The sequence below is a fragment of the Prochlorococcus sp. MIT 0801 genome (assembly GCF_000757865.1).
GTDB lineage: Bacteria > Cyanobacteriota > Cyanobacteriia > PCC-6307 > Cyanobiaceae > Prochlorococcus_B.
The window spans coordinates 1226313-1245030 of sequence record NZ_CP007754.1 but is presented as its reverse complement, the minus strand read 5'-3'; the positions used below and the strand labels follow the sequence as shown (position 1 = coordinate 1245030).

Below are 18718 nucleotides of genomic sequence, written 5' to 3'. Positions count from 1 at the left end.
GGGTAAATATTAAGTGTTCGTTGAAAAATAATTAAAAGTATTAATTGATGCAAAGAAATCCCTTTTTATTTGTTTTTGTATTTCGGTAAACCGTACTTAAGCATTGATTTTATGATTTGATATTGGTTTCTTTTTTCAAAATAAGAGCATCTCTTCCATCTTTATAAAAATTAGATCTATTACCGACCATTTTGAAGCCCATGTATTTGTAAAAAGCTTTAGCTGGCTCGTTATTGTCTTTAACTTCTAAATGTATATGATTTGTTTGAAGTGATTTTGAACGTTTGATTAAGTTTGACAAGAGAAATTTTCCTAGTCCCTTTCTTTGCTTCCTGGGATCGACAGCTATAAAAGTTATTTGTAATTCGTCTATTACTAACCAAGCAGAACATAAACCTAAAAGTTTTTTAGTTTCGAACTCTATTACTCCTAGACAAATCCTTTTAGGGTCAGTAAGTTCTAGTTCCCATTGAGATTTTGTCCAAATACCATTTAATGATTTTTGGTCTAGATCCATGCAATCATTCAAATGCATTATCCCAAGTTGAATTATTGTGAGATTCATATCCAAGTATTACTAAATTAATTAATCTTTTTTTTTTTTATAATACTAATTTGTTGATTGATCTCTAGATTAGCTAAATATTAAAGTGAAAATTTCTATGGAAGGATCAGATGCTTTTGAACCCAATAAGGATATAGATAGTCCAAATCGAAATATAGCACCGATCTCTTCTGAAATTAATGAGAACAAAAAATTAGTTGTTGGGGGATGTCAACTTAGTGAACTCGCGAAAAAATATGGCACACCTCTTTATGTTTTTGATGAGTTGACCCTTAGGCGTGCATGCAAAACTTATATTTCTTCTTTAAAAAAACATTACCCAGGAGACTCACTTCCTTTATATGCTTCAAAAGCAAATAGCTCAATGGCTATTTGTGCGGTTATTGCTTCTGAAGGATTTGGACTTGACGCCGTCTCAGAAGGTGAATTGCTTACTGCCTTAAAGGGTGGAGTAAAAGGGAAAGATATCGTTTTCCATGGAAATAACAAATCTCAAGATGAATTGAATTTTGCCTACAAAAATAACGTAACGATTGTTTTAGATAATTATCACGATATTGAGTTGCTAAAAAATATTGCCTCTGAGAAAAAACCAGCAAAGTTAATGTTGAGGTTTACTCCTGGCATTGAATGTCATACTCATGAATATATTAGGACTGGACATTTAGATAGCAAATTTGGTTTTGACCCCGATGAGCTTAAGTCTGTTTTACTAGAATTAAAAACATATAACTGGGCAAATTTAACTGGTTTACATGCTCATATAGGATCTCAAATTTTTGAGGTTCAACCACATATTGATCTTGCTGGTGTTATGGCTGATGCTTTAAAACTTGCACAGGAAATTGGTCACTCAATAATTGATCTAAATATAGGTGGTGGTTTAGGGATTAAATATGTTCAAGAAGATAATCCCCCCTCTATTGAAAAATGGGTTGAGGTGATTGCTGGTGCTGTTGTTAAGGCCTGCAACGATAGAAATTTAGATTTGCCAAGATTGATGTGTGAACCTGGAAGATCTCTTGTCGCTAATTCGGGGCTCACTATTTACCAGATAGGATCTAAAAAAGTTGTTCCTGGTGTTAGAACTTATTTATCTGTTGATGGAGGTATGAGTGATAATCCTCGCCCAATAACTTATCAGTCTTTATATAGTGCCTGTTTAGTAGATAAACCATTAAATACAAATTTTGAGAAAGTTACTATCGCTGGTAAGCATTGTGAGTCCGGAGATGTTTTATTGAAAGATTTTCTTCTTCCGTCTTGTGAGAGTGGTGATTTTCTTGCTGTGTTTGGAACAGGTGCATACAACTATTCAATGAGTTCCAACTACAACAGAATACCTAGACCTGCGACAATTATGGTTGGGAAAGGTTCGGCCGAGTTGACTCAAAGAAGAGAACTCCCTGAAGATCTATTGCAATTAGATGTATTACCTGATCGCTTTATTCCCAAGAATTAGGTAAGTTTAAGTAACATCGGGGTGCAGGAGTGAATTTCTGGTGGATTATAAACTTTCGTGTTTTCCTTGATGTCTTGTTTGCTTCATCTCTTGGAGTGCTTCTTTTTACAAGAGTTAAAGAGCAACGGACATTATGGCTTTTGAGAGGTTACCTCTTTTTAGTTTCATTAGCGTGGTTCGTTCAGAGGTTTGCAAATTTACCAATCACTTCAAAGCTTGTTGATGCCTTGGTTTTAGCTTGCTCATTATCTTTAGCAATTTTATGGCAAGGAGAATTAAGGAGATTAATGGAATTATTAGGTACTGGACGATTAGCTGTGATTCTTGGAAATACTCAAAAAGAATTTCGGGCAAGTTCTAATACTTTCGCTCAATTAACTGAAGCCGCAGGTCGTTTATCGCAGAATAGAAAGGGAGCATTAATTGTTGTTGATATGGGAAGTGACTTGCGCCCAGAAGATTTCCTTTTCTCTGGAGTACCGATTGATGCTCATTTATCGTCTGAATTGCTATTAAATCTTTTTGCGGGTGACACCCCTTTGCATGATGGGGCCGTTTTAGTGAAGGGAAATAGAATTATTTCAGCAGGGGTAATTTTGCCCCTCTCAAGGCAAGGAATTAGTAGATACGGAACCAGGCATCTGGCAGCTCTTGGGATAACTGAACGATTTGATCGATGTATTTGTGTTGTAGTTTCAGAAGAATCAGGTACTTTATCCTTAGCCAATCAAGGACGACTTGAAAGACCTATTACAAGCAGTCGATTACTTGACCTTTTGAAGGAATTGTTGGATCCTGCAAATGCATCTGGATCTAAGTCCAACAGCATTAATTCTTCATTGAAAACAACTTCCTCTAATATTGAAACTAAAGTTGCTCAATCCAGAGTTAATCTTGTGAAAAATAATGACAGCAAGGAGTCTTTGAATTGACTTACCCTTCTGTAATAAGCACCGATAATTCTAGAAAGGTATCGCCATTACCTAAAGATTTGGACCGTCTTCGTATGCCTGATCATATTGCGGTAATTATGGATGGAAATGGTAGGTGGGCAAAAGAAAAGGGTTTACCAAGGACGATTGGACATACCGCTGGGGTTGAGGCTTTAAAAACTACTTTGCATCTATGTAGTAATTGGGGAATAGGCGCATTAACAGTTTATGCGTTCTCAACTGAAAATTGGTCCAGACCTAGTGAAGAAGTAAATTTTTTAATGACACTTTTTGAAAGTGTTCTTAAGCGGGAATTGACTAATTTAAAACTCGAAGAAGTAAAAATAAATTTCTTGGGTGATCTTGACCCATTGCCTATTGGCTTAAAGGACTTAATTAAAGAGTCGGTTGAATCAACTTCTAATAGTAAAGGTATTCATTTTAATGTTTGTACAAATTATGGGGGAAGACGGGAATTAGTACGAGCTGCTCAAAAGTTGGCAGAACGTTCGGTAAAAGGCGAATTAGATCCTTCATTGATAGATGAAAATGTATTTGCTTCTGAGTTGTTTACAGCTAGTGAGGTTGATCCAGACTTACTTATTAGAACTAGTGGAGAAAAAAGGATAAGTAATTTTCTTTTGTGGCAATTAGCTTATGCTGAAATCCATATCACAGACGTATTATGGCCAGATTTTAACGCCGATACTCTTACCAAGGCATTACTTGACTATCAATCTAGAAGAAGGAGATTTGGTGGTGTATAACTAAATTAATTGAATATCTTGAGTTATATGATTTTTTATAGATTATCGGCTAAAACTAAATAGCAATTAAATTTTTTCAGATACAAAATCTTTTATGACTCTAATTAATCCTAATATTCAGGAATCTAATAAACTCAATTTCAAAGACGAATCATATTTAGATTTTAATTTCATAAAGGGTGGAGATATTAGACATAATTGGTCTTTAGAGGAAATCAAAGAAATACTTGGTTTGCCGTTAATGGATTTGTTGTGGAGAGCTCAAATAGTTCATAGGTCTTTCAATCCCGGTTATAAAGTTCAGCTTGCTTCTCTTCTAAGTGTGAAGACAGGCGGATGCTCAGAAGACTGTGCATATTGTCCCCAATCTGTTCACAATGAAACAACGGTTCAACCTAATCCTGTAATTGAAGTTGAGTCAGTTCTTGATAGAGCAAGAGCGGCAAAAGATGCAGGAGCAGATAGATTTTGCATGGGTTGGGCTTGGCGTGAGATCAAAGACGGAAACGCATTTGATTCAATGCTTGAAATGGTAAGAGGTGTTAGAGAGCTTGGCCTTGAGGCATGTGTCACCGCTGGAATGATTACTGATTCTCAAGCCTCTAGATTGGCGGAAGCAGGTTTAACAGCCTATAACCACAATTTAGATACTAGTCCTGAGCATTATTCCAAAATCATTTCAACAAGAACATATCAAGATCGACTTGAAACATTGAGAAGAGTACGCATGGCTGGGATTACAGTGTGCTGTGGTGGGATTATTGGCATGGGAGAATCTGTTTCCGATAGAGCATCTTTACTTAAAGTTTTAGCAACTTTAGACCCGCATCCTGAAAGTGTACCTATTAATGCGTTGGTTGCAGTTGAGGGGACACCCATGGAGGATTTGTCTTCTATTGATCCATTAGAGATGGTTCGTATGGTCGCGACAGCAAGGATTGTGATGCCTAAAAGCAGAATAAGACTTAGTGCAGGAAGACAACAATTAGGTAGGGAAGCTCAGATTCTATGTCTACAATCTGGAGCTGATTCTATATTCTATGGAGATACCCTCTTGACTACAAGCAATCCGGAGGTGGAAGCAGATCGTAAACTTCTTGAAGATGCTGGAATTACGGCTAATTTCTCTCAAGAATAAGTAGGTATGAAAAAAGACGATAGCCTAAAGAAATTTAAATATAAAGTTGCTGCGTTTTACAATTTTATATCGATTATTGATCAAGAAATTCTTTTAATTAAAGAAGAATTAACGAATTTAGCAACGAATCAAAAAATAAAAGGCACAATTTTATTAGCTTCTGAAGGTGTTAACGGTACGATTTGTGGAACTGAAAATGCGATAGTTGAATTCATTGAAACATTAGTGAAACTTTTAAAGGTATCGGAAATTAATGTCAAATATAGTTGGTGCGAAAAACAGGCTTTTCGCCGCTTTAAAGCTCGTAAGAAAAAAGAAATAGTTACGATTGGACTTAGACAAATTAATCCTACTAAATCCGTTGGTAAATATATAAAAGCTAGTGAATGGAATCAGTTTTTAGAAGATCCTGATAGTGTCGTTATTGATACTCGTAATGAGTATGAAATAAAAATTGGAAATTTTGCAGGAGCTCTAAATCCTCAGACAAGCTCATTTCGTGAATTTCCTGCATGGGTGCAAAAGCATTTAAAACCTTTAATCGAAGAGAATCCTTCTTTAAAAATAGGAATGTATTGTACGGGTGGAATAAGATGCGAAAAAGCAACCTCTTATTTGATAGAAGAAGGCTTTTCCGATGTACATCATCTTGAGGGTGGAATACTAAAATATCTAGAAGATGTTTCCTCTGAGGATAGTTTATGGAATGGAGAGTGCTTTGTTTTTGATCAACGCGTCTCTTTAGATCATGAGCTATTACCTGGTTCACATCGGATGTGTCATGCTTGTGGATTACCCATCTCTCCGGAGGACTTGAAAAAGCCGACGTATATTAAAGGCTTGCAATGTGATGCTTGTGTTAACAAATTCACAGATAGCGATAGAGCTAGATTTGCAGAAAGACAACGTCAAATTGATGAAATAATGAAACGTCTACCTGAAAATTCTATATGGCCATCTTCATGACTAAACCTAATTTAACTTTATTAGAAAAAGAAGCATCTGAAAGAGGATTGTTGCTGCGAATACAAGTTCGGAGACCTCTAAATATTTGGTCGTTTAAGCTGGTTGTTGGCGAAATAATCAGTAATACTAAAATTCAGTTGTTGGGTGAAATGAAAGGATGGGCATATCAAAATACTAAAGGACTTCAGCTTGATACGATGAAGGTTGGCAAGAACGCCAGCTCTAGTGTAGGTGATTTAATATGGGCTTCAACTATGGCCTGGGCTTTAGAGGAGACTCCCTGTAGTAGTGCAAGATTATTGGCTATTTATGATGAAAATAATCAACATGAAATCTTGCAACGTTATTTCCGTAGGCGTGGATTTAATACTGTACGTAAAGTTGGATCTTCTCCCTTGGATTTACCTTTGAGACTTGTTTGGGGAGGTGCAGGTACGTTAATGGTAGGTAATTGTGAGAAAGTATTTGAGAGAAGTTATAGGGGTTGGTCGGAGTAGTTAGATTTTTTTAAGGAGGCTAATCTAAGCTCTCATTTGCATGGTAACTGCTTCTAACTAAAGGACCGCTGTTTACTTTCTTAAAACCTAATCCCTTTGCTATTTCTGCAAAATCATTAAATTTTGTTGGTGACCAATAATGAGAAACTGGAATGTGAGCAAGTGAAGGTCGTAAATATTGACCGATAGTCAAATATTGACAGTCTACTTTCCTAAGGTCTTTAAGGGTTTGAATTATTTCATGAAATTTTTCTCCCAATCCAAGCATGATTCCTGATTTTGTAGGAATTTTTGGATCGATTTCTCTAGCAAATTTGAGAAGATTGAGTGAGTGTTCGTAAGTAGCACCTCTCCTGACTTCTTTTTGAAGTCTTTTGACAGTCTCAAGATTATGGTTAAAACAAATAGGATTAGCAGAAAGAACTAGCTTAAGTCGCTCTCTTTGCTTTTCGACATTGTCCTTGTTGTTTCCACCCCAGAAATCTGGTGTTAATACTTCAATTGCGACACTAGGATTCAATGATCTAATTGCATGCATTGTTGTCGTGAATAGACTTGCACCGTGATCCGGCAAATCATCTCTTGCGACTGCTGTTAGTACCACATATTTGAGATTCAATACCTGAACAGCATTTGCTACTTTTTCTGCTTCAAAAATATTTACTTTCTCGGGCGACTTTCCTTTTTCTACTTGGCAAAAGGCACAGCTCCTTGTACATATTGAGCCGCCTAATAAAAAAGTAGCCGTTCCAGCGGCATAACATTCCCCTCTATTTGGGCATCTACCTTCCTCACAGATCGTATGTAATCTGTTCTCCTTTACGAGCTTTTGAACTTTCTCTAGTTGAGTTGCTTTACCTATTGATGGTTTGATCCAATTAGGTAAACGCTCTTCTGGGGGGAAGCCACTGTATTTTGTTGTTTTTCTTGTTGTTGTTGTCATATGCTTGATGGTTAATCTAAATCTCTACGACCTTCTAAAGCACGTGAGAGTGTTACTTCATCGGCATATTCCAACTCACTTCCCACAGGAAGTCCATAGGCAATACGAGTGACTTTTGTGAATGGTTTTAATAATCTACCTACATAAAGACTAGTCGTATCCCCTTCAATACTTGGTGTTAGTGCAAGGATGACTTCTTTTATGTTTGCTTTATCGACTCTTTTGATAAGACTTGATATTTCAAGCATTTCAGGTCCAATCCCATCCATCGGAGAAATTAACCCACCTATTACATGATAAAGGCCTTTGTACTCTCTAGTGCGCTCAAGAGCCAGTAAATCTCTTGACTCAGAAACAACGCAAATGAGTTCTTGATTTCTTTGTTTGTTTAAACAAATTTCGCATTGTTCTCCTGCGGTTAAATGAAAGCACGTCTTACATTGACCCACTTGACTTTTCGCATTAAGCAGAGCTTCTGAAAACAATCTAATTTTGTCTTCTGGCTGACGCAAAAGATGAAGAGCTAATCTTTGAGCAGTTCTAGGACCGATACCGGGCAATTGCTCAAACTGATCAATTAATTTTGATAATGGTTTAGTGAAGCCGCTCAGAGTTCAGAAGCAATTAACTTGAATGTAGTCAGAGTTTTATCTGGGTTGCACTAATTTAAAGAAGATTACCGTCAGTTAAATTAGAAATGTATCAAAATAGTGATGCTTGAGTCTTCAAAATGATCAAACTTTTTCGAACATCTTTTAAATCCCTTCTGGCTATAGCATTGGTCTTGACGCTCGGAGCTTGCTCTACAGGGGGAGCAGCAGGCTTGGAACCTTTTAAAAGTCAAGATGGACGCTATGGTTTTCTTTTTCCAACAGGGTGGACGAGAGTGGCCGTCGATAATGGACCAGAGGTCGTTTATCATGACTTGATTAACTCCGATGAAACTCTCAGTCTTGTTATTTCTAAGTTGGAAAATGAAGTGGATTTAGATGATTTGGGTGGAGCGGATGCTGTAGGGGAAAGACTATTCGGTGAGAAAAATAGTAATAATCCTATTCAATTGATTGATGCTTCAGAGAGAGAGGTTGATCAACGCAAATTCTATGACCTTGAATACTCTGTTGATTCAGAATTAAACGACAGGCACGAATTCGCTACTGTCGTAGTTGATAGAGGTTATCTATATACGCTTGCAGCTAGCACTAGTGAACAACGCTGGTCAAAAATGCAAGATACTTTTAAAAGAGTAGTTAGTTCTTTTACTTTCTTCATCTGATTTAAGTATTATTTCCACCAGCTTGAATTTTCCAAAGGTAGTAATAGAAATTTCTATTTTTTAGAAGAGATTGATGTGTGCCTTTCTCTATAATTTTACCTTTATCTAAAACTATGATTTCGTCAGCATCTATTACTGTGCTTATGCGATGTGCAATAACAATTGTTGTACAACTATCTGTTATCTTCTTTAGAGATCTTTGAATCGCGGCTTCAGTTTCATTGTCTACAGATGCTGTTGCCTCATCTAAAACTAAAATTGGGGCATTTTTTAAGATTGCTCTTGCGATAGCAATTCTTTGCCTTTGGCCACCAGATAGCTTTTGTCCTCTTTCTCCAACTATTGTGTTTAAGCCTTGTGGTAGTTGAGTAATAAATTCAGTTGCTTCAGCAATATCTGCAGCATTTTTAATTTTTGATATATCAATATTTTGTGATCCATAAGAAATATTTTCTTCGATTGTGCCTTGAAACAAATATGTTTCCTGGCTTACTAATGAAATACAACGTCGTAGACTTTTTAAATCCAATAATTCAATTGAATTTTTATCAATTTCTATGGAACCTTTACTAATTTTATACAGCCTTAATAATAGTTTTATAAGTGTACTTTTGCCAGAACCAGTAGCACCTACAATACCTATTTTTTTCCCAGGACTAATATCTAAACTAAAGTTTTTAATAACTTGAGAGCGTCCTTCATATGTAAAATCAATATTGTTAAATGTGATTGCACCTTTAACATTTTTTGGATCTAGTTTGACGTTCCCAGTTTTAATTTTAATTGGAGTATCTATTAAATCTAGAACTCTATTTGTTGAGGCCATTGACCTTTGATAGTCATCTAAGATATGACCTAATGTCGTTAAGGGCCATAATAATCTTTGAGTTATGAATACTAAAAAACTATAAGTTCCCACAGGCATTAATCCTTTCCAAGATTGAAAGCCTCCAGCAATTAATATTGCAAGGAATGCAAATAGTATCGCGAATCTAATTAAGGGGATAAATGCTGCTGATAACTTAATTGCCTTTCTATTACTTTCTTGATATGAATTGCTATCGAGTCTTATTCTTTCAAGTTCCCAATCTTCAGTAGCAAAACTTTTAATAGTAAGCATTCCACTGAGATTATTATTAAGTCTTGAGGCTAGATCTCCTGCCCTATCTCTGACTTCACGGTAACGAGGAGCGAGGTTTTTCTGGAATTTAATCGAGCCCCAAAGAATAAATGGAATAGGAATGAATGCTAGCAATGCAATCCCAGGAGCTAATAAAATCATTGCCCCTCCAACAATAAAAACAGTAATTATTAATTGAATAATTTTATTAGCTCCTTCATCCAAGAATCTTTCTAGTTGATTGATATCATCATTTAGTACAGTCATAAGCCTTCCTGTATTGTCTGATTCGAAGAATGTCATCTCTAATTTTTGCAAATGGTCATATGCTTTGATTCTTAAATAGTGCTGTGTTTTTTGAGCTAAATTTCTCCACATTAATCCATATAAATATTCAAAGAATGATTCAGCTGTCCAGATCAAAAAGGAAGCGATTGAGAGTGCAACTAACTGATCTGGGACAGTATTAAAGCCAATTGACCCAAGCCATGAACTTTCTTTTCGTACTACTACGTCAACAGATATTCCAATTAGCACAGGTGGTGCAAGATCAAAAAATTTATTTAATGTAGAGCAAATAATAGCTGAATAAATTAGACGCTTTTGACTTTTAAGATTACTTAAAAGTCTTGCTAATGGGCTTTTTTCTTTTTTTGATTTAGATTTATACATCTTATTTTTGAGTGTGATTCTTTTAGAGATTGTATTTATCTGCTGTTTTATGTTTGCAGTAAATACGAGATTCTTTTATGGAATTGCCAGAATTAAATTTTTCTAAAAAACACTCACAGGTGAAATGACTAATTTCATCTATCAATTGTGCATCATTAAAATCAAGTTTTGATTTTAATGATGCAATGCAGAATTTATTAATCAGAGTATTTTTATGCCCTGCTTGAGTCTCTGAGGAGTTACTCATCTCTAAGATAAGTAATGTAATTATGCTGCTTAATATTAAGTTATAGAGCATCTCTGGTGCTTTTAGTCTGCTCTATTTATCTGTAATTCTCTATTCATTACTTTGACTTTCTTTAGCGCTTGGAAAACTTTATCAGGCATTTGTTTTGGTAGATCTACTAGGCTGTAATTTTCAAATATTCTTATTCTTCCGATCGATCTCCCTTTTAGTCCGGCTTCGTTGGCAATTGCCCCAACTAGATTTCCAGGCTTAACTCTATCTCGGTGCCCAACTTCAACCCTGAATCTGTCCATTTCATCTTCAAGTCTGTTGTTATCAAAATCACCTCTTCGACGTTGCTTGAATTTATTATTATCCCTGCGATCATTTCTTGTATTCCTTTGAACTGATTGTCTTATCCAATCCTCATTGCCATTCTCAAGGAGTGCGTTAAAGCCAACTGCCAAATTTAATGCGGCAAGTGTTAAGTCTTTTGGATCTATATCTAATTCTTTTTCAACATTTTTTATTAATTCTTCTAAAATAATAGCCTCTTCAGGGTTGTCTCGCTTTGTTGAGGCGGCTTTTATTAATCTTGCTTGTAACTTCTTAATTCGGTTATTGTTGATAAGGTCATTGTCTGGAATATCCATTTTTTCAATTGGCTGACCTACAGCTCTTTCAAGATTACTTAAAAATGATCTTTCCCTTGGATTAACAAAAAGAATTGCTTCACCATTTCTTCCAGCACGACCAGTTCTGCCTATTCTATGAACATATGCTTCGCGATCAAATGGCATATCGTAATTTATTACTAAACCAATTCGATCTACATCAAGACCTCTTGCTGCGACATCTGTAGCTACTAAAATATTGATAGATCCCTGTCTTAATCTTTCAACAGTTCGTTCCCTTTGATTTTGAGGAATATCTCCATTTAAAACTGCTACGTTATATCCGTATGATTCTAATTTTTCAGCTACTACAATTGTAATAGCTTTTGTTCTAGCAAATATTATTACCCCTTCTTCTGATACAGCTTCAAGTACTCTTTGAAGTGCATTAACTTTATAAACATTTTGAACGCTTATATACCTTTGCCTGATAAGCCTTTCTTTTAATTCAGTTGCTTTTATAGTTATTTCAGCAGGGCTATTTAAATATTTTTTTGATAATCTTCTGATCTCAGATGGCATTGTAGCTGAGAATAAAACTAGTTGTCTCTCCTCTGGTAATTGTTCTAAAATCCACTCAACATCATCAATGAACCCCATCCTCAACATTTCATCAGCTTCGTCTAGAACTAAACAACTCAGATGACTAGTATTGAGAGTCTTTTGACGCATGTGATCCATGACTCGCCCCGGAGTCCCTACGACTACATCGACTCCCCTTCTGAGAGTGTTGATTTGATTTCGGAAATCAGAACCTCCATATATTGCAAGTACTTTGAAATGCGGATGACCTGCCGAATAGGTTCGAAATGATTCAGCCACTTGCATAGCCAACTCTCGGGTTGGAGCTAGTACTAAAACTTGTGGATGTCCAACATTCTTTTTCAGTCTTTCTAGGATTGGTAAAGCAAATGCAGCTGTTTTTCCTGTACCAGTTTGAGCTTGTCCTACTAAATCTCTACCAAGAAGTAATTCCGGAATCGCAGCTTTTTGAATCGGAGTAGGTGATGAGTAGCCTTTATCAGAGATTGTTTGAATTAGTTCTTCACTAAAGTTAAATTCAGAAAATCCATTTTCTGAATTTTGTTCACCTTCATCTAATATTTCCTCAGTAGATTCCTCGAGAACATCTTGTTCTACTGGACATGAGGAATCCTCATGTAGATTCTTATTTGTCATCTAATAATGGTTGCCTTTTTGTCCTTCAAATTAGGCAGACAACTTCCGATCGGTGTATAACCGTGCTTTGCTGACTCGCCTTGTTAAAGGGATATAAGATTTATTTTATCATTTCAAAAATCCTTTTAGGAATTAGTTGACCACATCTTTAAAAGTCTTCTTCTTTAGTGGTAATTACCAGTAATTGTTTTTTTGCACGAGTTATTGCTGTGTAAAGCATTCTTTTTTCATGATCATAAGAATAAAATTTATTGAAAGTCTTCTCGTGTGAAACTTTTGAGCTTGTTGGCCAAAGTAAAAGAACTTGATCTGCTTCACTCCCCTGTGCTTTATGAATTGTCATTGCATATGCCGCATCATATATATTTAACCTTGATGGATTTATTAATCGAGTTACTAGTGTTTGTTCCTCAGAAAAAACATTAAATAAAAAACGTCTTTTCTCGCCGTTGCCAATAATTATCCCAACGTCTCCATTTGCTAAACCTATTTCAGGTTGATTACTTTTTGCCATGATGGGTGTTCCCTCCTCCCACTTGTGCACTTCCTTCTCAAATCTCTTTCCTAAAAGGAACTCGTGGATTTTTTTTACACCCCAAGGTCCATATCTTTGCGGACAAAGTATAAGAAGATTATCTATGAATTTAAAGAGTTTTTGTATCTCAACTGTTTGATCTATCTCAATCATGCTTGATTGCCAGGCTTCTTCTGGAATATGAGTGATACAATTTTCTGTTAACTTTTTAAGCTTCTTTCTATAGCTTAGAAGAGTCCTTACTACCGGATCTGGAACACTTTTTAGGGATGAAAGGTAATTAAGTGTATTTGTTGAATCTTTTTTAATTGAAAGGAGCTGCCAAAAGGCATCTACTCCTTTATCTTTTAGTGTATTTCTTAATAAAGCGATATCTCCTTTATTTCGGTATGACTTTGTTAGTTTGACTGAGTTAGTTTGAAAGTTTGTTTTCGTTTCTTTCTCTTGTAAAATTTGCCATATACCACCACTTCCTATTGGTAATAATTGGTCAGGATCACCTACTAAGATTATTTGACATGATTTTGTTAATGCATCGAGCAATCCATTAATGGTTGATAAATCAACCATTGACATCTCATCTATGACTATTAGGTCTAATTTTAATAGACGTTGAGAGTTTCTTCTGAAGCCATTTGGTCCTGCTTCTAACCATTTATGTAATGTTTTAGAGGGAATGTTAGCAAGCTTATCCTTTATAGGATCATCAAAACCTTTAATTCCCGCCTGAATAGTATCTTTTAGTTTTTTTGCGGCTTTCCCTGTTGGAGCAGCCATTGCAATTCTAAGAGTTGGATTTCTTGTTAGTGCTTGTAAAAGCATTTGAAGGATGGTACTAGTCTTGCCTGTGCCTGGGCCACCACTTAATAAGATGATTTTTTCACTTTTAACAAGGTTAACAGCTTCTACTTGTTGAATATTTAGATGCTCTAAATTCTTAGCTTCAATTCGAACAGATAATTCTTTAGATAGGTTATTAATAGTTTGATTCCTTAAGTGTATTTTATTTATGGTCTCAACAATCTCATTATGTGTTCGACGCCAACTTATAAAATCCCCATTTAAAACTATTGGGGAGTTATCTTCTTTAGTCCAGCCACTCTCTAATAAGGCTTTCATATGAAAGCTGGGCCAATCTTTATATTTAAGTTCAAGATTTTTAGGGATTTCTTTCATGTCTATATAAACATCACCTCTTGATAATCCATCCATTAGTACATTTACAACATCAATTAAGGCTTCATTAAACTCTATGGGTGGAAAATAGCGAATTAGAGTAGCTAATAATGCTTTATTTAAATCAGTTGGAAATTTTTTTTTCAAGGGTTCTCTCGTTTAAATTCTTTTAATCAATAAATCTAATTTTTGAATTCTTTTAATAGGAGCAGGTTCTACGATTAAGCCTGGAGTCCTTTGAGAGAAACTCTTTTCTTCTAAATCTCCTTTATCTGGAAGTCCTCTCAAAAACACGTAAATGTAACCTCCAAGATGTTTTTGAGGTGAATACTCGGGGAGTCTCCAATTTAAAAATCTATGTAAAGCAAGTAAATATATATGAGCTTGAAGTGGATAGTGGTGATGGTACATTTCTTCATCCATTCTGGAAATTGAATAATTAGAGGGACCACAAAAAGATCCACCATCTTTTGATAGTGGACTTCCTATCCAGTTACTTTTCCAATCTAAAACCCACCATTTAGCAATTTCATGATTTGGGTTGTCTGCAAAAATGTGGTCTATGGATCCGGTTAGGAAACCGCTGCTATAGATATTTAGATTCATAAGTTTATTTATATAGTCTGTACCATATTTATTTTGGGGATCTTCTTTAAATATGGATGATAATTCTGAAGTATTAATTGGATTAGCTTTATGACAAATTGGAATATCAAATTTTAATTCTTTGATAGAGCTTTTAGAATTTAAATCTTTCATCTTTAATTTACCTAAAGGACCACCTAAAGGAATATTTGCAATTCTCTTTAATAAAATATTTATTGGTTCAATAAATGAATTACTTATATTAACTGTATTTAATTCTTCTTCTATTATAGCTGAAACTTTTAGTTGATTTTCAATATCATTGAAATCTATTTTTTCAAGTATTTTATGAAGACAAGTCCCTGCTATAGGACCTCGGGGGAAATCACCAATAGGACTTTCGATCGATAAAACCTGATCTTCTGATTTGTCAATACTTTGATCGTTCTCTATCAATAATTGATCAATTTTTTGGAGAGATACATCCTCAATTTCATCTTTAAATGCATGATCTTCATTTAACTCTTCTGAAAAGTCTTTCAGAATTAATTCGTCATCTTTTTGTGATATCCATTTTGAAAAACTATACCTTCCCCAACTATTCTCAAACTGATGTTTAGGAGTTTCTCCAAGTTGTAATTTGACTTCATTTTTCGGTTGAGTCCATGTTTTATTAGTTTCAATTGCTTTTATATCCTGAATATCAACTCTTAGTTCCCTTCTCTTGAATGACTTTTCCATCATTGCTTTTGTATGCTCTTCTATTTTTAAATTTATTGATTCAGATCCAAATAAAAATCCTGAAAGAGGGTTCCCTTCTTGATCAGCAGCCTTTGCCCACAGGACTATTAATTGTTGCTTGGCTCTTGTAAAAGCAACGTAAGCTAACCGCTCTGCTTCATTTAATGATTCTTTTCTAATGAAATTTTGATATGAACAATATTTTTTATGCCATTTATACTTTTTAGAAATTAATAGATTTTGATTATCTTTCCATAAATGACTTTTTTTATCTGGAGGTCTTTGCCATAAGTATGGACAGATTACTATTTTAAATTGAAGTCCTTTACTCTTATGGATTGTAATGATATTTACGGAGCTATTACTAATGGCACTATTAGGTTGATACTCTTCAGGTATTGACTCGATGGGCTGGAATCGTTGCGAGCTAAGCCATTGTGATGCTCTTAAAGCATTCAATTGCTGTCGATGGATCTGTTCGTCTACTAACTGAGAGCTTTGATATAAATCACCTAACAAAGTTCCTCTTTGAGAAAGGTCAGCTATTGATTTACCTTCTAGAAAGTTTGATAAACACCCTAACAATCCAATCTTTGGAAATAATTTGGCAAGTTCATTGAACTTCGAAGATAATGAATCAAAATCCCCATTAATTTTTGATTCAATAAGTTTTTTCTTTTTCCATTGCATTAGCTCAGAACAAGCCAAAATGGAAATTTTTTGTTGGTTGTATGGACTGACGATGCAGTTAATGAAAATCTGTAGAATTTGAGCACCCTCTCTAGTAAAAATATTTTCATTGCTTAGGAGTTGTGAAGGGATTTTTATTTTTGATAAATAGCTATTGATGTTGGTAGCTTGATCGTGTCTATTAACTAGTATGCAAATATCTGAGGGGTTTAAATCTTTAGGATTATTGCTTAATAGTTCTAACAGATAAGATCCAATAACTTTCGGAATTTTATCCTCGATTCTGCTTTTTGATTCTAAGTTTACTCTTTGTGCTTTTTCCTCTTGATTGTTATCTATTAGATTTATTATCTTAAATGGTTCTTTTATACCATTCAGTTTTAATAGCTCTTCTTGTGAACATGGATTAAGTTCTTGAGTCGATAGATTTGATCTAATTAAACCATCAAGAAATAATTTATTAAGAGTTAAGATTAGGGATTTTGTACTTCTATAATTAGCGTTCATCAAATCAATTCGATCACAAGCTTCTCGGGCTTTTAAGTATGTATTTAAACTCCCACCTCTGAAACTATAGATTGCTTGCTTTGGATCTCCAATCATTAGTAATAGATGCGTTGCACTGTTACCAAAGGCTTCTTTTAGTAATCTTAACTGGACTGGGTCAGTATCTTGAAACTCATCGATTAAGGCTACTTTATATCTAGATTTTAAGTTTTTATAGATATTATTAGGTTTATATTCATCTTTAATTTTTTTACTATTGAGTTTTTTAGGGTCTAATAATTTAAGTAGATCAGAATAATTTATCAGACCCTTCTTAGATTTTCTTTTCTCAAGCTCTCTCTTAGTAAATAACAAAGCATGTTCCCAAACTAATTCACCTGGACTATCGTATAAAGCTCCTATGATATCAAGTGTTTCCTTCATTTCTTTTGAACAAGAATTTATTTTATATTTCATATCTAATTTGTAAATATTTTTAGGATGAAAATATTTATTTATAAGGGTTTGATTTTGAATATCCTCATATGATGGTCGTTTTTTCTCTTTATATTCTTCAATCCAGTTACTTAAAAGCTGATAACGATTTTTCCTAGGCTTGGATGAGTATGGCTGTGTCCCTGTAATACCCTGAGATTTTAGATCTTTCGCAATTTCTATAAATCCCTCTTCAAGCTCTTGGCCCTTTTCTTTCCATATAGTTTTAAATTCTATCCATAATAAATCAATTAAGTTGTTTAATTGACTTGAAAGACTTTCTTCTATTTGTAAGTCATTAAATGTTTGTTTGAAAATATTATTTGGATCATTATCCAATGAACTAAGAACTTGAATTAAATTCTTACGATTAAAATTAGTTTTAAATATCCCTTTTAATTCTGAAATCTCTATTTCTAATATTTCTTTTATCCAATATTCTTCAACAATTTCATTTATTAGTGAATTTGAATCTTTTTCAATGGTTGGGTTTAAATTATTACCATTCTCTATAGCTTCTCTACGAAGAGTTTTACTGCAAAATCCATGAATTGTTGTGATATCTGCAGTGTCAATTCTTTCTAATGCTTCTAATAGCAGGGAAGCTATATATAAACCCCTTTCTTTGGATGTAATATTTAATTCAATCCATTCATTTAATACGTCGTCAATTTGATATGGTTTTACGTTTGTATTTATTGATTCAATTATTTTTAATGCTGAAATTAGTCTTTCAATGATTTTTGCTTTTATTTCTGATGCTGTAGCTTCTGTAAAGCTAACAACCAGTATTTCGTTTATCGAATACTCTTTTTCAGTCAATAACCTTAAGACAAGATGAGAAAGAGAGAATGTCTTGCCTGTACCAGCACTTGCTTCTATTAGGCGCATTCCATTAGTTAAAGGATATTTATTTGCTTGAAATAATTCAATATTATTCATATCTATTTCATATTTACAATCATAAAATAACAACTCATTAGTTCTCTCTTCTTTTCACCTTGATGCTGATGTTTTAAATTACTTATAATTATCATTTCAAGACCTCCAATCTAAATATTTTATTTTTTCGATAATAGCTGGTACTTCTTTGATATATTCTTTGTATTCAGGGAATTTAATTTTCAGTCTTTCTTCTTCCTTTAAAGCTTTTATTTTTAAGATGTAAGCTAATGATATGAGCAAACATAGATGTATTAGACTCAATAAAAAAATACATATTCCTAATGAAATAAATAATAATCCCTTATAAAGGGGATGTCTAACATTTTTGTATGATTTATTTTTTATCAGAATCGATTCATTCATTGGATAAGGAAGCGGTGTAAGATTTTCTCCTAAATCTAGGAATGCGTTGATAACAATGATTAGACCTTGAATTGAAATTGCTAATCCAATAATTTTAATAAAAATATTTATTGCAAATTCTGTATACTCTATTTTTGGGTAGGGAACTATAAAATGGAGGAGTATTAGTAGTATTTGAGAAAATAAATACCACTCCCCTTTTGAATTATTTAATAGTCCTTGCTTGCTAAATCCCCATCTTGATAAGACAGTTATAATTTTCTTAAAGTTTTTGTTTAGCCTCAT

Annotated in this window: 16 protein-coding genes; 7 read left to right on the top strand and 9 right to left on the bottom strand. The window is 34.3% G+C overall.

Annotated elements, in window-relative coordinates; all coding sequences use genetic code 11:
- Nucleotides 1-109: 109 nt before the first annotated feature.
- The gene (gene rimI / locus EW15_RS06800; protein ID WP_038653494.1) at nucleotides 110-565 is read right to left on the bottom strand and encodes a ribosomal protein S18-alanine N-acetyltransferase; all 456 of its coding nucleotides are present in this window, start codon (nucleotides 563-565) and stop codon (nucleotides 110-112) included.
- Nucleotides 566-662: 97 nt separating this feature from the next.
- Between rimI and lysA the strand changes: the two genes are divergently transcribed.
- The 6 genes from lysA (at nucleotide 663) to EW15_RS06770 (ending at nucleotide 6327) form a co-directional block, all read left to right on the top strand.
- Complete coding sequence (gene lysA, locus EW15_RS06795) at nucleotides 663-2027, top strand: diaminopimelate decarboxylase (RefSeq protein WP_038653490.1); 1365 nt, start codon at nucleotides 663-665, stop codon at nucleotides 2025-2027.
- Nucleotides 2028-2056: 29 nt separating this feature from the next.
- Nucleotides 2057-2959 carry a diadenylate cyclase CdaA gene (gene cdaA / locus EW15_RS06790; protein ID WP_038653487.1) on the top strand — a complete coding sequence of 301 codons (903 nt, stop codon included), beginning with the start codon at nucleotides 2057-2059 and terminating at the stop codon, nucleotides 2957-2959.
- Complete coding sequence (locus EW15_RS06785) at nucleotides 2956-3726, top strand: isoprenyl transferase (protein ID WP_038653485.1); 771 nt, start codon at nucleotides 2956-2958, stop codon at nucleotides 3724-3726. The genes cdaA and EW15_RS06785 overlap by 4 nt, the downstream gene beginning before the upstream one ends.
- Nucleotides 3727-3820: 94 nt before the next feature.
- Nucleotides 3821-4864 (top strand): biotin synthase BioB, encoded by a 1044-nt coding sequence (gene bioB, locus EW15_RS06780; protein ID WP_038653483.1) that lies wholly within the window; start codon nucleotides 3821-3823, stop codon nucleotides 4862-4864.
- Nucleotides 4865-4870: 6 nt separating this feature from the next.
- The gene (locus EW15_RS06775) at nucleotides 4871-5830 is read left to right on the top strand and encodes a rhodanese-related sulfurtransferase (RefSeq protein ID WP_038653480.1); all 960 of its coding nucleotides are present in this window, start codon (nucleotides 4871-4873) and stop codon (nucleotides 5828-5830) included.
- A complete protein-coding gene (locus tag EW15_RS06770) occupies nucleotides 5827-6327 on the top strand; it encodes a hypothetical protein (RefSeq protein WP_038653477.1) in 501 nt (166 codons plus the stop codon). The genes EW15_RS06775 and EW15_RS06770 overlap by 4 nt, the downstream gene beginning before the upstream one ends.
- A 19-nt stretch (nucleotides 6328-6346) precedes the next feature.
- Here EW15_RS06770 and lipA read toward each other — a convergent pair whose 3' ends face one another.
- On the bottom strand, nucleotides 6347-7270 hold the full coding sequence (lipA, locus tag EW15_RS06765) for a lipoyl synthase (RefSeq protein ID WP_038653474.1): 924 nt from the start codon (nucleotides 7268-7270) through the stop codon (nucleotides 6347-6349).
- Nucleotides 7271-7281: 11 nt separating this feature from the next.
- Entirely contained in the window at nucleotides 7282-7881 is a 600-nt protein-coding gene (recR, locus tag EW15_RS06760) for a recombination mediator RecR (protein WP_071841061.1), read from the bottom strand.
- A gap of 119 nt (nucleotides 7882-8000) precedes the next feature.
- Between recR and psbP the strand changes: the two genes are divergently transcribed.
- Nucleotides 8001-8546, top strand: a complete 546-nt coding sequence (gene psbP / locus EW15_RS06755; protein ID WP_038653471.1) for a photosystem II reaction center PsbP — start codon at nucleotides 8001-8003, stop codon at nucleotides 8544-8546.
- A gap of 1 nt (nucleotide 8547) precedes the next feature.
- On the opposite strand, the gene EW15_RS06750 is transcribed toward psbP, so the two are convergent.
- The 6 genes from EW15_RS06750 to EW15_RS06725 all read right to left on the bottom strand — a co-directional run bounded on the left by EW15_RS06750 (nucleotide 8548) and on the right by EW15_RS06725 (nucleotide 18718).
- Nucleotides 8548-10338, bottom strand: a complete 1791-nt coding sequence (locus EW15_RS06750; protein WP_038653468.1) for an ABC transporter ATP-binding protein — start codon at nucleotides 10336-10338, stop codon at nucleotides 8548-8550.
- A gap of 22 nt (nucleotides 10339-10360) precedes the next feature.
- Nucleotides 10361-10585 (bottom strand): hypothetical protein, encoded by a 225-nt coding sequence (locus tag EW15_RS06745; RefSeq protein WP_038653465.1) that lies wholly within the window; start codon nucleotides 10583-10585, stop codon nucleotides 10361-10363.
- A 62-nt stretch (nucleotides 10586-10647) separates the two neighbouring features.
- Entirely contained in the window at nucleotides 10648-12417 is a 1770-nt protein-coding gene (locus EW15_RS06740) for a DEAD/DEAH box helicase (RefSeq protein WP_038653462.1), read from the bottom strand.
- Between the two features lie 148 nt (nucleotides 12418-12565).
- The gene (locus EW15_RS06735) at nucleotides 12566-14275 is read right to left on the bottom strand and encodes an AAA family ATPase (RefSeq protein ID WP_038653459.1); all 1710 of its coding nucleotides are present in this window, start codon (nucleotides 14273-14275) and stop codon (nucleotides 12566-12568) included.
- Between the two features lie 12 nt (nucleotides 14276-14287).
- Nucleotides 14288-18067 (bottom strand): UvrD-helicase domain-containing protein, encoded by a 3780-nt coding sequence (locus tag EW15_RS06730; protein ID WP_038653456.1) that lies wholly within the window; start codon nucleotides 18065-18067, stop codon nucleotides 14288-14290.
- A gap of 96 nt (nucleotides 18068-18163) precedes the next feature.
- The gene (locus tag EW15_RS06725; RefSeq protein ID WP_038653454.1) at nucleotides 18164-18718 is read right to left on the bottom strand and encodes an isoprenylcysteine carboxylmethyltransferase family protein; all 555 of its coding nucleotides are present in this window, start codon (nucleotides 18716-18718) and stop codon (nucleotides 18164-18166) included.

Excerpts from the sequence above, each read along its gene's own strand:
- rimI (WP_038653494.1), bottom strand. The coding sequence starts at position 565 with ATGAATCTCACAATAATTCAACTTGGGATAATGCATTTGAATGATTGC.
- lysA (WP_038653490.1), top strand. The coding sequence starts at position 663 with ATGGAAGGATCAGATGCTTTTGAACCCAATAAGGATATAGATAGTCCA.
- bioB (WP_038653483.1), top strand. The coding sequence starts at position 3,821 with ATGACTCTAATTAATCCTAATATTCAGGAATCTAATAAACTCAATTTC.
- EW15_RS06775 (WP_038653480.1), top strand. The coding sequence starts at position 4,871 with ATGAAAAAAGACGATAGCCTAAAGAAATTTAAATATAAAGTTGCTGCG.
- EW15_RS06770 (WP_038653477.1), top strand. The coding sequence starts at position 5,827 with ATGACTAAACCTAATTTAACTTTATTAGAAAAAGAAGCATCTGAAAGA.
- lipA (WP_038653474.1), bottom strand. The coding sequence starts at position 7,270 with ATGACAACAACAACAAGAAAAACAACAAAATACAGTGGCTTCCCCCCA.
- psbP (WP_038653471.1), top strand. The coding sequence starts at position 8,001 with ATGATCAAACTTTTTCGAACATCTTTTAAATCCCTTCTGGCTATAGCA.
- EW15_RS06750 (WP_038653468.1), bottom strand. The coding sequence starts at position 10,338 with ATGTATAAATCTAAATCAAAAAAAGAAAAAAGCCCATTAGCAAGACTT.
- EW15_RS06745 (WP_038653465.1), bottom strand. The coding sequence starts at position 10,585 with ATGAGTAACTCCTCAGAGACTCAAGCAGGGCATAAAAATACTCTGATT.
- EW15_RS06740 (WP_038653462.1), bottom strand. The coding sequence starts at position 12,417 with ATGACAAATAAGAATCTACATGAGGATTCCTCATGTCCAGTAGAACAA.
- EW15_RS06730 (WP_038653456.1), bottom strand. The coding sequence starts at position 18,067 with ATGAATAATATTGAATTATTTCAAGCAAATAAATATCCTTTAACTAAT.
- EW15_RS06725 (WP_038653454.1), bottom strand. The coding sequence starts at position 18,718 with ATGAGGCTAAACAAAAACTTTAAGAAAATTATAACTGTCTTATCAAGA.